Annotated in this window: 13 protein-coding genes; 6 read left to right on the top strand and 7 right to left on the bottom strand. The window is 58.9% G+C overall.

Annotated features, from left to right (window positions below; all coding sequences use genetic code 11):
* Positions 1 to 80 precede the first annotated feature (80 nt).
* The 4 genes from lldD to CWM53_RS24140 form a co-directional block, all read right to left on the bottom strand.
* Positions 81 to 1265 carry an FMN-dependent L-lactate dehydrogenase LldD gene (gene lldD, locus CWM53_RS24155; protein ID WP_008806858.1) on the bottom strand — a complete coding sequence of 395 codons (1185 nt, stop codon included), beginning with the start codon at positions 1263 to 1265 and terminating at the stop codon, positions 81 to 83.
* A complete protein-coding gene (gene lldR / locus CWM53_RS24150) occupies positions 1265 to 2038 on the bottom strand; it encodes a transcriptional regulator LldR (RefSeq protein ID WP_008806859.1) in 774 nt (257 codons plus the stop codon). The genes lldD and lldR overlap by 1 nt, the downstream gene beginning before the upstream one ends.
* Positions 2035 to 3690 (bottom strand): L-lactate permease, encoded by a 1656-nt coding sequence (lldP, locus tag CWM53_RS24145; RefSeq protein ID WP_061152972.1) that lies wholly within the window; start codon positions 3688 to 3690, stop codon positions 2035 to 2037. The genes lldR and lldP overlap by 4 nt, the downstream gene beginning before the upstream one ends.
* Positions 3691 to 3974: 284 nt before the next feature.
* Complete coding sequence (locus CWM53_RS24140; protein ID WP_061152973.1) at positions 3975 to 4337, bottom strand: YibL family ribosome-associated protein; 363 nt, start codon at positions 4335 to 4337, stop codon at positions 3975 to 3977.
* Positions 4338 to 4609: 272 nt separating this feature from the next.
* Between CWM53_RS24140 and CWM53_RS24135 the strand changes: the two genes are divergently transcribed.
* Positions 4610 to 4834, top strand: a complete 225-nt coding sequence (locus CWM53_RS24135; RefSeq protein WP_012540317.1) for a hypothetical protein — start codon at positions 4610 to 4612, stop codon at positions 4832 to 4834.
* On the opposite strand, the gene mtlR is transcribed toward CWM53_RS24135, so the two are convergent.
* From mtlR to mtlA, 3 genes are all read right to left on the bottom strand, one after another.
* A complete protein-coding gene (gene mtlR / locus CWM53_RS24130; protein WP_002922401.1) occupies positions 4823 to 5419 on the bottom strand; it encodes a mannitol operon repressor MtlR in 597 nt (198 codons plus the stop codon). The two genes, CWM53_RS24135 and mtlR, sit on opposite strands and share 12 nt — an antisense overlap.
* Positions 5419 to 6567 carry a mannitol-1-phosphate 5-dehydrogenase gene (mtlD, locus tag CWM53_RS24125; RefSeq protein WP_100630975.1) on the bottom strand — a complete coding sequence of 383 codons (1149 nt, stop codon included), beginning with the start codon at positions 6565 to 6567 and terminating at the stop codon, positions 5419 to 5421. The genes mtlR and mtlD overlap by 1 nt, the downstream gene beginning before the upstream one ends.
* Positions 6568 to 6669: 102 nt before the next feature.
* Positions 6670 to 8577, bottom strand: coding sequence for a PTS mannitol transporter subunit IICBA (mtlA, locus tag CWM53_RS24120; protein WP_061152975.1), 1908 nt, complete (start codon positions 8575 to 8577; stop codon positions 6670 to 6672).
* A 538-nt stretch (positions 8578 to 9115) separates the two neighbouring features.
* Between mtlA and CWM53_RS24115 the strand changes: the two genes are divergently transcribed.
* The 5 genes from CWM53_RS24115 to selB all read left to right on the top strand — a co-directional run bounded on the left by CWM53_RS24115 (position 9116) and on the right by selB (position 14671).
* The gene (locus tag CWM53_RS24115) at positions 9116 to 9484 is read left to right on the top strand and encodes a DUF3302 domain-containing protein (protein WP_074386963.1); all 369 of its coding nucleotides are present in this window, start codon (positions 9116 to 9118) and stop codon (positions 9482 to 9484) included.
* Between the two features lie 3 nt (positions 9485 to 9487).
* Positions 9488 to 10624, top strand: coding sequence for an HlyD family secretion protein (locus CWM53_RS24110; protein ID WP_061152976.1), 1137 nt, complete (start codon positions 9488 to 9490; stop codon positions 10622 to 10624).
* Between the two features lie 106 nt (positions 10625 to 10730).
* Entirely contained in the window at positions 10731 to 11339 is a 609-nt protein-coding gene (locus CWM53_RS24105; RefSeq protein WP_004145238.1) for a glutathione S-transferase, read from the top strand.
* Between the two features lie 105 nt (positions 11340 to 11444).
* Positions 11445 to 12833 carry an L-seryl-tRNA(Sec) selenium transferase gene (gene selA, locus CWM53_RS24100; RefSeq protein ID WP_100630978.1) on the top strand — a complete coding sequence of 463 codons (1389 nt, stop codon included), beginning with the start codon at positions 11445 to 11447 and terminating at the stop codon, positions 12831 to 12833.
* A complete protein-coding gene (gene selB / locus CWM53_RS24095; protein ID WP_100630979.1) occupies positions 12830 to 14671 on the top strand; it encodes a selenocysteine-specific translation elongation factor in 1842 nt (613 codons plus the stop codon). The genes selA and selB overlap by 4 nt, the downstream gene beginning before the upstream one ends.
* Positions 14672 to 14698: the final 27 nt, after the last annotated feature.

Genomic DNA, 14698 nt, shown 5'->3' with positions numbered 1-14698 from the left:
ATTGCGGGGGGCAGAATAGCAGATATTTGGCGAACCCTCACCCTGAGGGAGAGGGGCGGCGTAAGGGAAAACGTGGAGAATTACGCGGCGTTATTCTGCTTGAGCGCATCGAAGGTCTGCAGCGCTTCGGCATTCTGCACCAGCGAATCACGGCTGATTTCACGGATGGTTTTCGCCCCGGTCAGGGTCATCGCCACTTTCATCTCTTTCTCGATCAGGTTCAGCAGATTCGCCACCCCCTGCTTACCGTGGGTCGCCAGGGCGTACAGATACGCGCGGCCCAGCAGTACGCTGTCGGCGCCCAGGGCGATCATCCGCACCACGTCGAGACCGTTGCGGATGCCGCTGTCGGCGAGAATAGTAATGTCGCCTTTCACCGCGTCGGCAATCGCCGGCAGGGCGCGGGCCGAGGAGAGCACGCCATCGAGCTGGCGGCCGCCGTGGTTGGAGACCACAATGCCGTCAGCGCCGAAGCGCACCGCGTCGCGGGCGTCTTCCGGATCGAGGATCCCTTTGATCACCATCGGGCCGTCCCAGAAATCGCGGATCCACTCGAGGTCTTTCCATGAAATCGATGGATCGAAGTTATTCGCCAGCCAGCCGATGTAATCCTCCAGACCGGTTGGTTGGCCGAGATAGGCGGAGATATTGCCCAGATCGTGCGGGCGACCGTTAAGGCCGACGTCCCACGCCCACTGCGGATGAGTCACGGCCTGCCAGTAGCGGCGCAGGGCGGCGTTCGGGCCGCTCATGCCGGAATGGGCGTCGCGGTAGCGGGCGCCAGGGGTCGGCATATCGACGGTAAAGACCAGCGTCGAGCAGCCTGCGGCTTTAGCGCGCTCCAGCGCATTGCGCATAAAGCCGCGGTCGCGCAGAACGTACAGCTGGAACCACATCGGGCGCTTGATGGTCGGGGCGACCTCTTCAATCGGGCAAACGGAAACGGTAGAGAGGGTGAACGGAATGCCTTTGTCGTCTGCTGCACCCGCCGCTTGCACTTCGCCGCGGCGGGCGTACATGCCGCACAGCCCGACCGGCGCCAGCGCCGTCGGCATCGCCAGCTTCTCATTGAACAGAGTGGTCTCGAGACTCAGGTCCGACATATTGCGCAAAATACGCTGGCGCAAGGCCACATCGGAAAGGTCCTCGACGTTGCGGCGCAGGGTATGTTCGGCGTAGGCGCCGCCGTCGATATAGTGGAACAGAAACGGCGGCAGGATACGCTGTGCGGCGGCGCGATAGTCGCTGGCGGCGGAAATAATCATCACGAGTTCTCCCTGGAATTTTCATTGTGGTCACCGGGCAGGCGGGTAATTCGCGCCTGGCGGGCCTGGTCTTCATCAAAACGTTTAATCGTGGCGTGGACAAAACCTAAGTGGCCCATCATCGCCTGGCGCGCCGCCTCGGCGTCACCGGCAACAATAGCCTCCATCACGGCCTGGTGCTGCTCAGTCAGGCGGGCAAACACCGGCGGCACCAGATACATCCGCTGGCGGCTCTGCTTAACGGAGGAGTGCAGCAGGTCGAAAAAGCCGCGCATGGTTTGCAGAAGTACCACGTTATGCGAGGCTTCGGCGATCGCCAGATGGAAGCGGACGTCCGCCTGGGAGGCGATATCCGGGTCTTCACTCTGGGTCGCTTCAAAGCACAGGCGAATTTTTTCTTTATCGGCGTCGGTCGCCCGCATCGCTGCGTGCCACGCGGTGCTGGCCTCAATGGCGTGGCGGGCTTCGAGGATGTCGAAGCTGTAGTCCGGGTCATCGGCCAGCAGCGTCTTCAGCGGCTGGACGATGTTTTGCTCCGACCACGGCTCATGCTGCCAGCGGACGAAGGTGCCGCCGCCGCGACGGCTCAGCAGCACCCCTTCATTGACCAGCATCGCCAGCGCTTCGCGCAGGGAATTGCGCGAAACACCGAGCTGGGCGGCGAGCTGGCGTTCGGCGGGCAGTCGCATGCCCGCCTCCAGCTGTTGTTCTTCAATCAGCGCCCGGACGCGACGCGCCACGTCGTCGGCCAGGCGTTTAGGCATCACTATCACGGGATCATCCAGGTTAAAACGTAGGCCTGCAGCGTGGTGATCAGGCCTACCATGCAGGTGAAGATCAGGCTGTGTTTGACGGTAAAGCGGAACAGATCCGACTCTTTACCCACCAGGCCTACCGCGGCGCAGGCGATGGCGATCGACTGCGGAGAAATCATCTTGCCAGTGACGCCGCCGGTGGTGTTGGCCGCGACCAGCAGAATATCGGAGACGCCAATCTGCTGCGCCGCCGTCGCCTGCAGCGCGGCAAACAGGGCGTTAGACGAGGTGTCCGAACCGGTCAGGAATACCCCCAGCCAGCCAAGGAACGGCGAGAAGAAGGTAAACGCGTGGCCAGTATGGGCCAGCGCCAGAGCCAGGGTCGACGACAGCCCGGAGTAGTTAGAGATAAAGGCGAACGCCAGCACCATACCGATAGAGTAGATTGGCAGCGCCAGATCCTTCAGCGTCCCGGCGAAGGTGGTCAGCGCGTCTTTCGGCTTCATGCGCAGCCAAACGATGGACAGCAGGGCGGCGAACAGAATGGCGGTGCCAGTGGCCGACAGCCAGTCGAATTTATACACCGCGGCGTATGGCGTCGCGGCGCTAACCACCGGCGGCATACGGGCAACCATTTTGTCGAGGAACGGCACCGAAATATTGATGACGAAGTCATACATTGCGCCGCCCGGTGCGAACAGCGCTTTAAACGGCGGTACGCTCCACAGGGTCACGGTGGCGGTCAGGAACAGGAACGGCGACCAGGCGCGGATCACTTGTCCCGCGGTGTAGCGGGTACGAGCCAGCGTCATATCAACCTGCGAGGCGCCGATGTCGCCGAAGCGGAAGATGCGCACCGGCTGCCAGCGTTTGAGGAACAGGGTCAGACAGACCAGGGAGACCAGCGACGAGATGATGTCCGGCAGCTCCGGGCCAAGGAAGTTAGAGCTGAGGTACTGGGCGATGGCGAACGAACCACCTGCAACCATCACCGCCGGCCAGGTCTCTTTGATGCCCCGCCAGCCATCCATGATGGCCATGATCCAGAACAGGACGATAATGGTCAGGAACGGCAGCTGGCGGCCCACCATCTGGCCGATAGCAAAGCTGTCGATACCGGTCACCTGGCCGGCGACCAGGATCGGGATGCCCATCGCGCCGAAGGCCACCGGCGCGGTGTTGACGATCAGGCACAGGCCAGCCGCATACAGCGGGTTAAACCCAAGGCCGACCAGCAGCGCGGCGGTAATCGCGACCGGGGCGCCGAAACCCGCCGCCCCTTCGAGAAAGGCGCCGAACGAGAAGCCGACGATCAGCATCTGCAGGCGCTGGTCCGGCGTAATCGACAGAATCGATGAGCGGATGATGTCGAACTGCCCGGTCTTCACCGAGATTTTATAGACGAAGACCGCGGCGATAATAATCCACGCGATAGGCCACAAGCCATAGAAGAAGCCGTAGACCACCGAGGCTAAGGCGCGGTCCACCGGCATTTTATAGAACAGCAAGGCGACGGTCAGCGCGATAGCGACGGTCCAGGTGGCAGCGATATAGCCTTTCAGTTTGAGCTTAATCAGCGCAAAAAAGAAAAACAGTATCGGCAGCGATGCGATAAGACTGGATAACCAGATATTACCGGCGGGATCGTAGTTTTGTTGCCAGAGATTCATGCAGGGTCTCCATCGGGCCGCCAGGAGAGGAGGGCTGAGTCTGCGCTCATTGCCGATCCCATCGTAGGTAAAATTGGCCCAGCCAATTAAGGGTATCAGGGTTGATGACAACGAATGGTTAATCAGATGTTGCTCTTAAGCAACGTGTTTGTGATGTATTTTGATGGATTTGTGAACTGCTGGGGGGTAGATGAAATTATTGGTTGGACCAATCGGCCTGGCTGGGGATAAAAACAGGGGGAGTGGAGACAGAATGACCCTCTCCGGGCGGAGAGGGCAGGGGATCAGAATTCGCTGCGGGCGAAACCGGTCATCTCTTGCAGACCCATTTCCCGGCCCAGGGCGGTCATCGGATGGACGACCACCAAACCGCGAACGCTTTTCTTCAGCTTGCCCATATCGGCCTGCTCTTTTTTGGTAATCGCGCGGCGGAACGGCAGGCTCATCAGCTTCTGCGCCTCTTTGCTCAGCTTCTGGCTCTGGACGGAACGCAGACGTTCAATCTCGGCTTCCAGGGTGGCTTTTTCTTTTTCCAGTTCGGCGTATTTGTCGGCGGCTTCCACCAGCGACAGCTCGGCCTGCTGATGGCGGATGGCGTCGAGACGGTCGCTCAGACGCTTGATTTCATTCTTTTCGACTTCTTTCATGGTGACTTAATCTGTTAATAAAGGGGCTTCATTCGCCTATAGTATGTGCCGTGACCGCCATTGTTGATAGTTATTTATCAAAAATTCGCCGTTTATCGCCGTCAGAATGGGATACTCATACTATATAATAATTTGAATTTTATTAATATTCTGCCTAACACCTGGTCTAATTTCATTTCTGTGAAGCCTGTCGGCGGATAAGCACGTTTTCCTTAACCCGCGCCGGTGATTTGACTAATGCTTATTAAGATTATTCCCAAAAGGAGGACGTGATGGCAAAGATCGGCGACGGCGTACCACGTTTAATCGATAAAGCGGTTGATTTTATGGCTTCCAGTCAGGCGTTTATGGAGTATTTGAAAAAATCTCCGCGTCTGCAGCATATACCGCGAGATATTCCCCAGGATAAGGAAGCGTTGTTTCTGCAGCGTCTGGAATATTATCGTCAGCTTTACCGGCCGACCTGCGACCAGACGGAGCCGGAATCAGAGCGTTGATTTCTGGAAGGCTTTTTTTAAGCTGATTCGCGAAATCAGCTCAGTCAGGGACAACACCATTGTTGAGCGCACCATCTGCTGGTAACGCAGCTTCTGCATTGCCAGCAGTTCTGCATCGCTGTCATCAAACTGCGGCGTTGGCGGCAGGGCGGCGACGCAGTGCAGCTCGCCGAACGGACCGATAATTTCGTCGTCGGTAAAGCTGTATTCATTGCCGTCGTGGTTGAGCTCTTCGCGCAGGGCCATCAGCAGTTCGGCGTCTTCATATTCGGCACGACTTATCACCCCAAGGCCATAAATCAGCTTCAGGCGTACAGAGAGATCGCCGAGCGGCCCGCTGCCCTCCAGCAAAGGCTCGACGGCGTATTTCACCGCGTAGTCGTCTTTACGGAACACCTGAAGCACCAGAATATTGACCGCTTCCGTTAACAGTTCGACGGTGGCGATCAGGAAGCTTCGTACGGTTTTGCCAGCATTCAGACGCTCAAGCACACGGTTTTCAAATGCTTGTGTTTCTTCCATCATTGCCTGCATATCTGACAGGAGTCGTAATGGGCGCGACGTTGGTCGCGCCAGGTTGTGCATCATTTTTCCGCGTTGTAGTCGTTAACGGCCTCCGCGACGACATCACTTGCGGCATCCAGGCCGGAAATCTGCGCCAGCGCAGCCTGCGGCCCCTTGTCGGCGATCAGTGCCGCCAGCTCCTGCGCCTGCGGATCGTCTTCGCTACGGAAATGCATCGCCGCCGCAATCCCTTTCACCAGGTTGCGGTGCGGCAGACCGTATTCCAGTGTACCCAGCAGCGGCTTAATTAAACGGTCGCCAGCACTCAGTTTGCGCAGCGGCTGACGGCCAACGCGCTCGACATCGTCTTTCAGGTACGGGTTCTCGAAACGTCCAAGAATTTTCTGGATATAAGCCGCGTGTTTCTGCGGGTCAAAGGCGTAACGTTTGATCAGCACCGCGCCGCTCTCTTCCATCGCGCCCTGCACGACGGCACGAATTTTCTCGTCGAGGATCGCGTCGCGAATCGTCTGGTGGCCCGCCAGTTTTCCGAGGTAGGCGGTTATAGCATGCCCGGTGTTCAAGGTGAAGAGCTTGCGTTCGACAAATGCCATCAGGTTATCAGTTAATTCCATTCCCGGGATAGTCGGCAGCGCGCCCTTGAACTGAGTCTCATCGACAATCCACTCGCTGAAGGTTTCCACGGTGACTTCCAGCGGGTCATGGGTGGCGGAAGCCGATGGCGGCACAATACGGTCAACGGCAGAGTCGACGAAGCCGATATGGGCTTCAACCCACGCTTTATCTTCTTCGGCCAGCGCGTTAAATACGTGGCCTTTTAACTGCGTGGTGCCGCGCACCATATTTTCGCAGGCGATAATGTTCAGCGGGCGTTCGGTGCCCTGCGCTTTGCGCTTCGCCAGCCCTTTGGCGATGGCCGGGGCGATGCGCTCGAGTACGACGGGACCGACGGCGGTGGTGACCAGATCCACCTCAGCGATCAGGTCCACAACCTCATCGCCGATGCTGCTGACGGCATTGACGCCGGAGACAGTATCCACCTGCTCATTCTCACCGACGACGTGAACCTGATAGCTATGACGGGCATTCAGGGCATCAAGTACGGTCTGATTGACATCGGCGAACGTCAGTTCGATGCCCGCGTCGGCCAGCAATTTACCGATAAAGCCACGTCCGATATTACCTGCGCCAAAATGTAATGCTTTCATAGTATTAACCTTCAATTAATGTTTTTACCTGAGAGGGCTGGGGTGAGGCTTTTCCCCTCACCCAAACCCTCTCCCAAAGGGAGAGGGAATGGACCGCTTTGGTTATTTATTCAACAGTGCCAGAACTTCGTCGACGCTGGTGGTTTTCGCCAGGCGCTCAATCACGGTTTCGTCATCCAGGGCGTTAGTCAGGCTGGTGATAACCTGAATATGCTCGTTGTTGCGGGCCGCGATGCCGATGACCAGACGGGCGACATCGTCTTCATCTTCCCCAAAGCGCACGCCTTCCGGGTACTGGCAGAAGACGACGCCGGTTTTCAGCACACGGTCTTTCGCTTCGATGGTGCCGTGCGGTACCGCGATGGACTCGCCGAGATAGGTTGAGGTCAGTTTTTCGCGGTCCAGCATCGCCTGCACATATTCCGGCTCGACGTAGCCGCCTTTCACCAGCTGCTCGCCGGCGAAGCGAATGGCTTCTTCTTTGGTGGCCGCTTTGCGACCGAGGAAGATGTTATCCGCGCCCAGCTGGAACAGGTTTTTGTCGCCATCATCAAAGCTGTCTTTCAGGCTATCGGTGACTTTGACTTCGTTGTCGATGTGGCGCTGGGCCGCGACCAGACGCTCGGTCAGGCTGGTGTACAGACCGCTGTCGAGGAAGTTGGTCAGCGAAATATGCTGCGCCTGCGGTACCTGGCGCATAGCGCGCTCGGTCAGGTCGCGGTGGGTGATGACCAGGTCAACATCCGGCGGCAGGTTATTGATCGCGCTGTTGGTGACCGAGATGTTGCTCAGTCCGGCATCCTGCACTTTCTTGCGCAGTACCCCGGCACCCATGGCGCTGGAGCCCATTCCGGCGTCGCAAGCGACGATGATTTTACGCACATGGCTCAGGTCGTTGGTCACATTACCGGCCGCCAGCGGGCTACCGCCTTTGGATTCCGCTTTCATGTCGTGCATACGACGTGTCGCGGCTTCGATATCGTCTTCTTCTTTTACCTTGCTGGTCTTCAGCAGAACCGCAGAGACCACGAAGGAGACCGCCATCGCTGCGATAATCGCGGCGATGTTAGCGAAGTAGGCCCCTTTCGGCGTCATCGCCAGCACTGCCAGGATAGAGCCCGGGGAAGCCGGAGAGACCAGACCGCCGTTGAGGATGGTCAGGGTGAAGACACCGGTCATCCCGCCGAGGATAACGGCCAGGATCAGACGCGGGTTCATCAGCACGTACGGGAAGTAGATTTCATGGATACCCCCCAGGAAGTGGATGATAGCCGCCCCGCCTGCAGACTGTTTTGCGCTGCCGCGGCCAAAGAACATGTACGCCAGCAGAACGCCCATCCCCGGACCCGGGTTAGCTTCAATCAGGAAGAAGATGGATTTACCCAGCTCGTGGGACTGCTGAATACCCAGCGGCGAGAAGATACCGTGGTTGATGGCGTTATTGAGGAACAGGATTTTTGCCGGTTCCACGAAGATAGACGCCAGCGGCAGCATGTCGTGCGCCACCATAAAGTTAACGCCAGCCGCCAGAATTTTCGACAGAACTTCAACCGCCGGGCCGATGCCGAGGAAGGCCAGGATGGCAAGGATCATCCCGATGATGCCAGCGGAGAAGTTATTCACCAGCATTTCAAAACCGGATTTGATCTTACCGTCTACCCAGTTATCGAACTTCTTGATGCAGTAGCCGCCCAGCGGGCCGGCAATCATTGAGCCGAGGAACATCGGCATATCCGCGCCGACGATAACGCCCATGGTGGTGATCGCCCCGACCACGCCACCACGTTCGCCGCCGACTAATTTACCGCCGGTGTAACCGATCAGCAGGGGCAGCAGGTAGGTGATCATCGGACCGACCAGCTTCGCCAGCGTTTCGTTTGGCAACCACCCTGTCGGAATGAAAAGCGCGGTGATGATACCCCACGCGATAAACGCGCCGATATTCGGCATCACCATATTGCTGAGGAAACGACCAAAGCTTTGCACCTTGATCTTGATATCGGATGACATAAAACACCCCTTCTTCTGTTTTGCGTATCGCGCAGGCTAAAAGCCCGAGGTTTGTTGTTAATGTGGCGGCAGAGGTAGCCGGACCCTGATTGATAGTGCGAAATCTGGCACTGAATCGTTAAGCTGTCCAGCCAGCGCCCTTTTGTGTGATACGGATCACATGAATATAGGGGGCAAAGCGGTTTTTGTAGTGATGTTGATCACATAACGCCTGTGTAAAAAAACAACACAGCGCCTTTTTAGCCGCTGATCTGCCTTTTTGTGTGATATTTGTCACAATTTTGTTTCGTGGTTTTGTTGTTTGTTTGTGATTTTGATCACAAAGAATTTCGCGGGGGATTTTCGCCGCTGTGATCTCGGCCCGGTTTTGCTTCCACGTCGGGATGACTCTGTAACTAAGCAACCTTAACTGCCGAATAACTTTTTTACGCCGGATGGCAAAAATGAAAGGCGTGAATTATGCTCAAAATAGCGGCCCGAATGTCAGTGGGTCGTGAATAAAATTCATATAAATTATTAGCGTAAAGCCGAGGGAATTATGTTTCTCAATTATTTTGCGCTGGGCGTTCTGATCTTCGTTTTTCTGGTCATTTTTTATGGAATTATCATTATTCACGATATTCCTTATTTGATCGCCAAAAAACGCAACCACCCTCATTCCGATGCTATTCATGTAGCCGGATGGGTCAGTCTTTTTACTCTCCACGTCATCTGGCCGTTTTTATGGATTTGGGCCACGCTGTACCAGCCTGAGCGCGGCTGGGGCATGCAGCATAAGGCGAATACGGACCCTGACGAACCTGAAAAAGAGACCGATATACAACAGCTTCGCCAACGACTGAGCGACCTTGAACACCAGGTGGCGGCCATCCAGCGGCCACAGTCCACCTCTGCGGCGGAGAAATAATCTATGGATCTGTTGATAATTTTGACCTACGTGGCCATCGCCTGGTCGATATTTAAAATCTTCAAAATACCGGTAAATAAATGGACGGTACCTACCGCGGCGCTGGGGGGGGTATTTATTGTTAGCGCGCTTATTTTATTAATGAACTATAACCACCCGTACACCTTTCTGGCGCAAAAGGCAGTGATATCTATTCCTATTACGCCGCAGGTTACCGGAGTGGTTGACAGCGTTACCGACAAAGCGAATCAGCGCGTCAAAAAGGGCGAGGTGCTTTTTACTATTGACCCGGCACGCTATCAGGCGCGGGTCGACCGCCTGCAGGCCGACCTGGTGACGGCGCTGCACAGTATTAACACCCTCAAGGCGCAGCTCTCTGAAGCCCAGGCCAACACCACCCGCGTGTCGGCGGAGCGCGATCGCTTATACAAGGACTATCAGCGCTACCTGAAAGGGAGCCAGGCGCGGGTGAACCCGTTCTCGGAAAGCGACATTGATAACGCCAGGCAGAATTATCTTGCCCAGGATGCGCTGGTCAAGGCGTCGGTAGCGGAGCAGGCGCAGATCCAGAGCCAGCTGGACAGCATGATCAATGGCGAGCAGTCGCAAGTGGTTAGCCTGCGCGCCCAACTGGCGGAGGCGAAATACAATCTCGACCAGACCACTGTGCGGGCGCCCAGCGATGGGTATATCACCCAGGTGCTGATCCGCCCGGGGACCTATGCCGCCTCGCTGCCGCTGCGCCCGGTAATGGTATTTATCCCGGAGCAAAAACGGCTGATCGTCGCCCAGTTTAGGCAAAACTCCCTGTTAAGGCTGGAGAAAGGAGACGATGCGGAAGCGGTGTTTAATGCTCTGCCCGGGCAGGTGTTTCACGGCAAACTGGTGAGCATTTTACCGGTGGTGCCGGGGGGAAGTTATCAGGCGCAAGGGGCGTTACAGTCGCTGACCGTGACGCCGGGCAGCGATGGCGTGCTGGCGACCATTGAGCTCGACCCCAATGCCGAAATTGATGCGTTACCCGATGGCATCTACGCGCAGGTGGCAGTCTACTCCGACCATTTCACCCACGTCTCGGTAATGCGTAAAGTGCTGCTGCGCATGACCAGCTGGATGCACTACCTCTATCTCGATCATTAATGCGATCGGCGGCAGGTTGAGCGGGATGCTCACCTGCCTTTTGCCCCGCCCTGAGCCATACTCATATCTTTGTTGGCGATAATTTGTTGGCGATAAGGAGCAGGCTATGAAACTGATCGGCAGCTACACCAGTCCCTTTGTGCGCAAAATCTCCGTGATCCTGCTGGAAAAGCGCATCCCTTTTGAGTTTGTCAACGAATCCCCCTACAGCGAAAGCAACGGTGTGGCGCGCTATAATCCGCTGGGCAAAGTGCCGGCGCTGGTGACGGACGACGGTGAGTGCTGGTTTGACTCCCCGGTCATCGCCCAGTATCTGGAGCTGCTGGGCGTGGCGCCGCCGATGATCCCCGCCGACCCCAGAGCCGCTCTCAGGATGCGTCAGCTTGAAGCGCTGGCGGATGGGGTCATGGAGGCCGCCCAGGCGCTGGTACGCGAAAAAGCCCGCCCTGGCGCGCAGCAGTCAGAACAAGAGCTGCTCCGCCAGCGGGAGAAAGTGGCTCGTGGCCTCGACAGGCTGGAAGCCTGCGCGGCAGATGGAACGCTGCGCGGCGACGAGGTCAATCTGGCGACCATTTCCACGGCCTGCGCCATTGCTTATCTGAACTTTCGCCGGGTAGCGCCCGGCTGGTGCGCCACCCGGCCGCAGCTGGTGAAGCTGGTGGATGCGTTGTTCCAGCGCGCCAGCTTTGCGCGTACCGAACCGCCGCGGACTTGACCCAGGCAGGTAACAGTTTGCGCAGGGAGGCGTTACAATCGCCACTGATTGTTGACTCCCTCTCCCGTCGGGAGGGGGGAAAATAACTTACCGCCAGGCCCATTCATGACTACCGATATTCGTGCGCTTTATACCCGGCTTCCGGCCATTGACCGCTTACTACGCGACCCCGCTTTTTCTCCCCTGCTGGCGCAGCACGGCCATTCGCAGGTGGTGGCGCAGCTGCGCCAGATGCTGGATGAGGCACGGGAACAGATTAGCCAACGGCAGACGCTTCCTGACTGGAGCCATGACTGGCTGCACGCCTGCGCGCAGCGGCTCACCGCCGGCCAGCAGAGCGCTCTGCGTCCGGTGTTTAATCTCACTGGTACGGTGTTGCATACCAATCTCGGGCGCGCCATTCAGGCGGAGTCGGCCGTGGAGGCGGTCGCCAGCGCGATGCGCGCGCCGGTGACGCTCGAATATGATCTCGACGACGCCGGGCGCGGCCATCGCGATCGCGCCATTGCTGATCTGCTGTGCCAGATCACCGGCGCGGAAGATGCCTGCATTGTGAACAACAACGCGGCGGCCGTTCTGTTGATGCTGGCGGCCACCGCCAGCGGCCGCGAAGTGGTGGTCTCCCGCGGCGAACTGGTGGAGATCGGCGGGGCATTTCGCATTCCCGACGTGATGCGCCAGGCGGGTTGTCAGCTGCACGAAGTGGGTACCACCAACCGCACCCATGCCAAAGACTATCGCCAGGCGGTGAATGACAATACCGCGCTGCTGATGAAGGTTCACACCAGCAACTACAGTATTGAGGGCTTTACCAAAGCCGTCGACGAAGCGGAGCTGGCGGCCATTGGCCGCGAACTGGACGTCCCGGTGGTGGCTGACCTGGGCAGCGGGTCGCTGGTGGATCTCAGCCAGTATGGCCTGCCGAAGGAGCCGATGCCGCAGGAGATGATCGCCGCCGGGGTGAGCCTGGTCAGTTTCTCTGGCGACAAGCTGCTCGGCGGCCCGCAGGCCGGAATTATCGTCGGCAAACGCGCGCTGATTGCCCGGCTGCAAAGCCATCCGCTGAAGCGGGCCCTGCGCGCGGATAAAATGACCCTCGCGGCGCTGGAAGCCACGCTGCGCCTCTATCAGCACCCGGAGGTGCTGACGGAGAGATTACCGACGCTGCGCTTGCTCACCCGTCCGGCGGAAGAGATCCGTCGGCTGGCTGAACGCCTGCAGCCTGACCTGGCGGCACACTATGCTGATTTTGCCGTCAGCGTGGCAGCCTGCCAGTCGCAGATTGGCAGCGGCTCGTTACCCGTCGACCGCCTGCCCAGCGCGGCATTGACTTTTACCCCGCATGACGGCCGCGGCAGCCGGCTGGCGGCACTGGCGGCCCGCTGGCGCGCACTGCCGTGCCCGGTGATTGGCCGCATTGATGACGGTCGGCTCTGGCTGGACCTGCGCTGTCTGGAAGATGAAACCCGGTTTATGGAGATGTTGTTACGATGATTATTGCCACCGCTGGACATGTTGACCACGGCAAAACGACGCTGCTGCAGGCGATAACCGGCGTGAATGCCGATCGTCTGCCGGAAGAGAAAGCGCGGGGAATGACGATCGATCTCGGCTATGCCTACTGGCCGCAGCCGGACGGGCGGGTGCTGGGATTTATTGACGTTCCCGGGCACGAAAAGTTTTTGTCCAACATGCTGGCGGGGGTGGGGGGTATTGACCATGCGCTGCTGGTGGTGGCCTGCGATGACGGGGTGATGGCGCAAACCCGCGAACACCTGGCGATCCTGCAGCTGACCGGAAAGCCGACGCTGACCGTGGCGCTGACCAAAACGGACCGCGTGGCGGCCGACAGGGTGGCGGAGGTGCAGGCGGAGGTCGAGCAGACCCTGCGCGAGCTGGGCTTTGACGCCGTCGCTTTCTTTCCCACCGCGGCGGCGGAAAACATCGGTATTGCCGAACTGCGCAGCCATCTGCTGCAGCTTGCGGAGCGCCCCCACCCGCAGCAGCAGCGGTTTCGCCTGGCGCTGGACCGCGCTTTTACCGTCAAAGGCGCGGGGCTGGTGGTCACCGGGACGGCGCTCTCCGGCGAAGTACGGGTCGGGGATACCCTGTGGCTCACCGGCGTGAACACGCCGATGCGCGTGCGTGGTCTGCATGCCCAGAATCAAGCGGTTGAGCAGGCGCACGCCGGGCAGCGCATTGCGCTGAATATTGTCGGCGATGCGCAGAAAGAGGCAGTGCACCGCGGCGACTGGCTGTTGTCCTCACCGCCGCCGGAGCCTGCAGAACGGGTGATTGTCGAGCTGCAGTGCCATACGCCGCTCAGCCAGTGGCAGCCGCTGCATATTCACCACGCTGCCAGCCACATTACCGGCCGGGTGTCGCTCCTCGAGGGCAATCTGGCGGAGCTGGTGCTGGATACCCCGCTGTGGCTGGCGGATAACGACCGGCTGGTGCTCCGCGATATCTCTGCGCGTATGACGCTGGCCGGCGCACGGGTGGTGACGCTGGATCCTCCGCGCCGCGGCAAACGTAAACCGGAATATCTGCAGTGGCTGCACGCTCTGGCGGCGGTCGGCGCTGACGATGCGCAGGCGCTTGAGCTGCATCTGCAGCGGGATGCCGTCCGGCTTGAGCGCTTCGCCTGGGCACGGCAGCTCAGCGAAGCCGGAATGGCGGCCTTGATCCAGCGACCGGACTATCTGCAGGCCGGACAGCGCCTGCTCAGTGCCCCGCTTGCCGCCCGCTGGCAGCGAAAATTGCTGGAGGCCCTGGCGCGCTACCATGAGCAGCATCGCGACGAGCCTGGTCCGGGCCGGGAGCGCCTGCGTCGCATCGCGCTGCCGATGGAAGATGAAGCGCTGGTGCTGCTGCTGATTGAGCAGATGCGCGAGAGCGGCATAGTCCACAGCCATCACGGCTGGCTGCATTTGCCGGAGCATAAAGCCGGGTTTACCGACGAGCAGCAGGCGGTCTGGCAGAAGGTGGAAACCCTGTTCGGCGATGACCCCTGGTGGGTGCGCGATCTCGCGCGCGAAGTCCATGTTGAAGAGTCCCTGATGCGCGCGGTGCTGCGCCAGGCGGCGCAGCAGGGGATGATTACCGCGATCGTCAAGGATCGTTACTACCGCAACGATCGCATTGTGCAGTTCGCCCAGCGGGTGCGCGAGCTGGATCAGCTGCGCGGATCAACCTGCGCCGCGGATTTCCGCGATACCTTAAACGTCGGGCGGAAGCTGGCGATCCAAATCCTGGAGTATTTCGATCGGATTGGCTTCACCCGCCGTCGCGGTAACGATCATATCCTGCGCGATAAGGCGTTGTTTCTATAATCATTAACGCCAGCTCCCCGGCGGACA

The sequence above is a fragment of the Klebsiella sp. A-Nf5 genome (genome assembly GCF_002810545.1).
GTDB classification, from domain to species: Bacteria; Pseudomonadota; Gammaproteobacteria; order Enterobacterales; family Enterobacteriaceae; genus Klebsiella; species Klebsiella variicola.
This window is presented reverse-complemented; position numbering and strand designations above follow the sequence as displayed.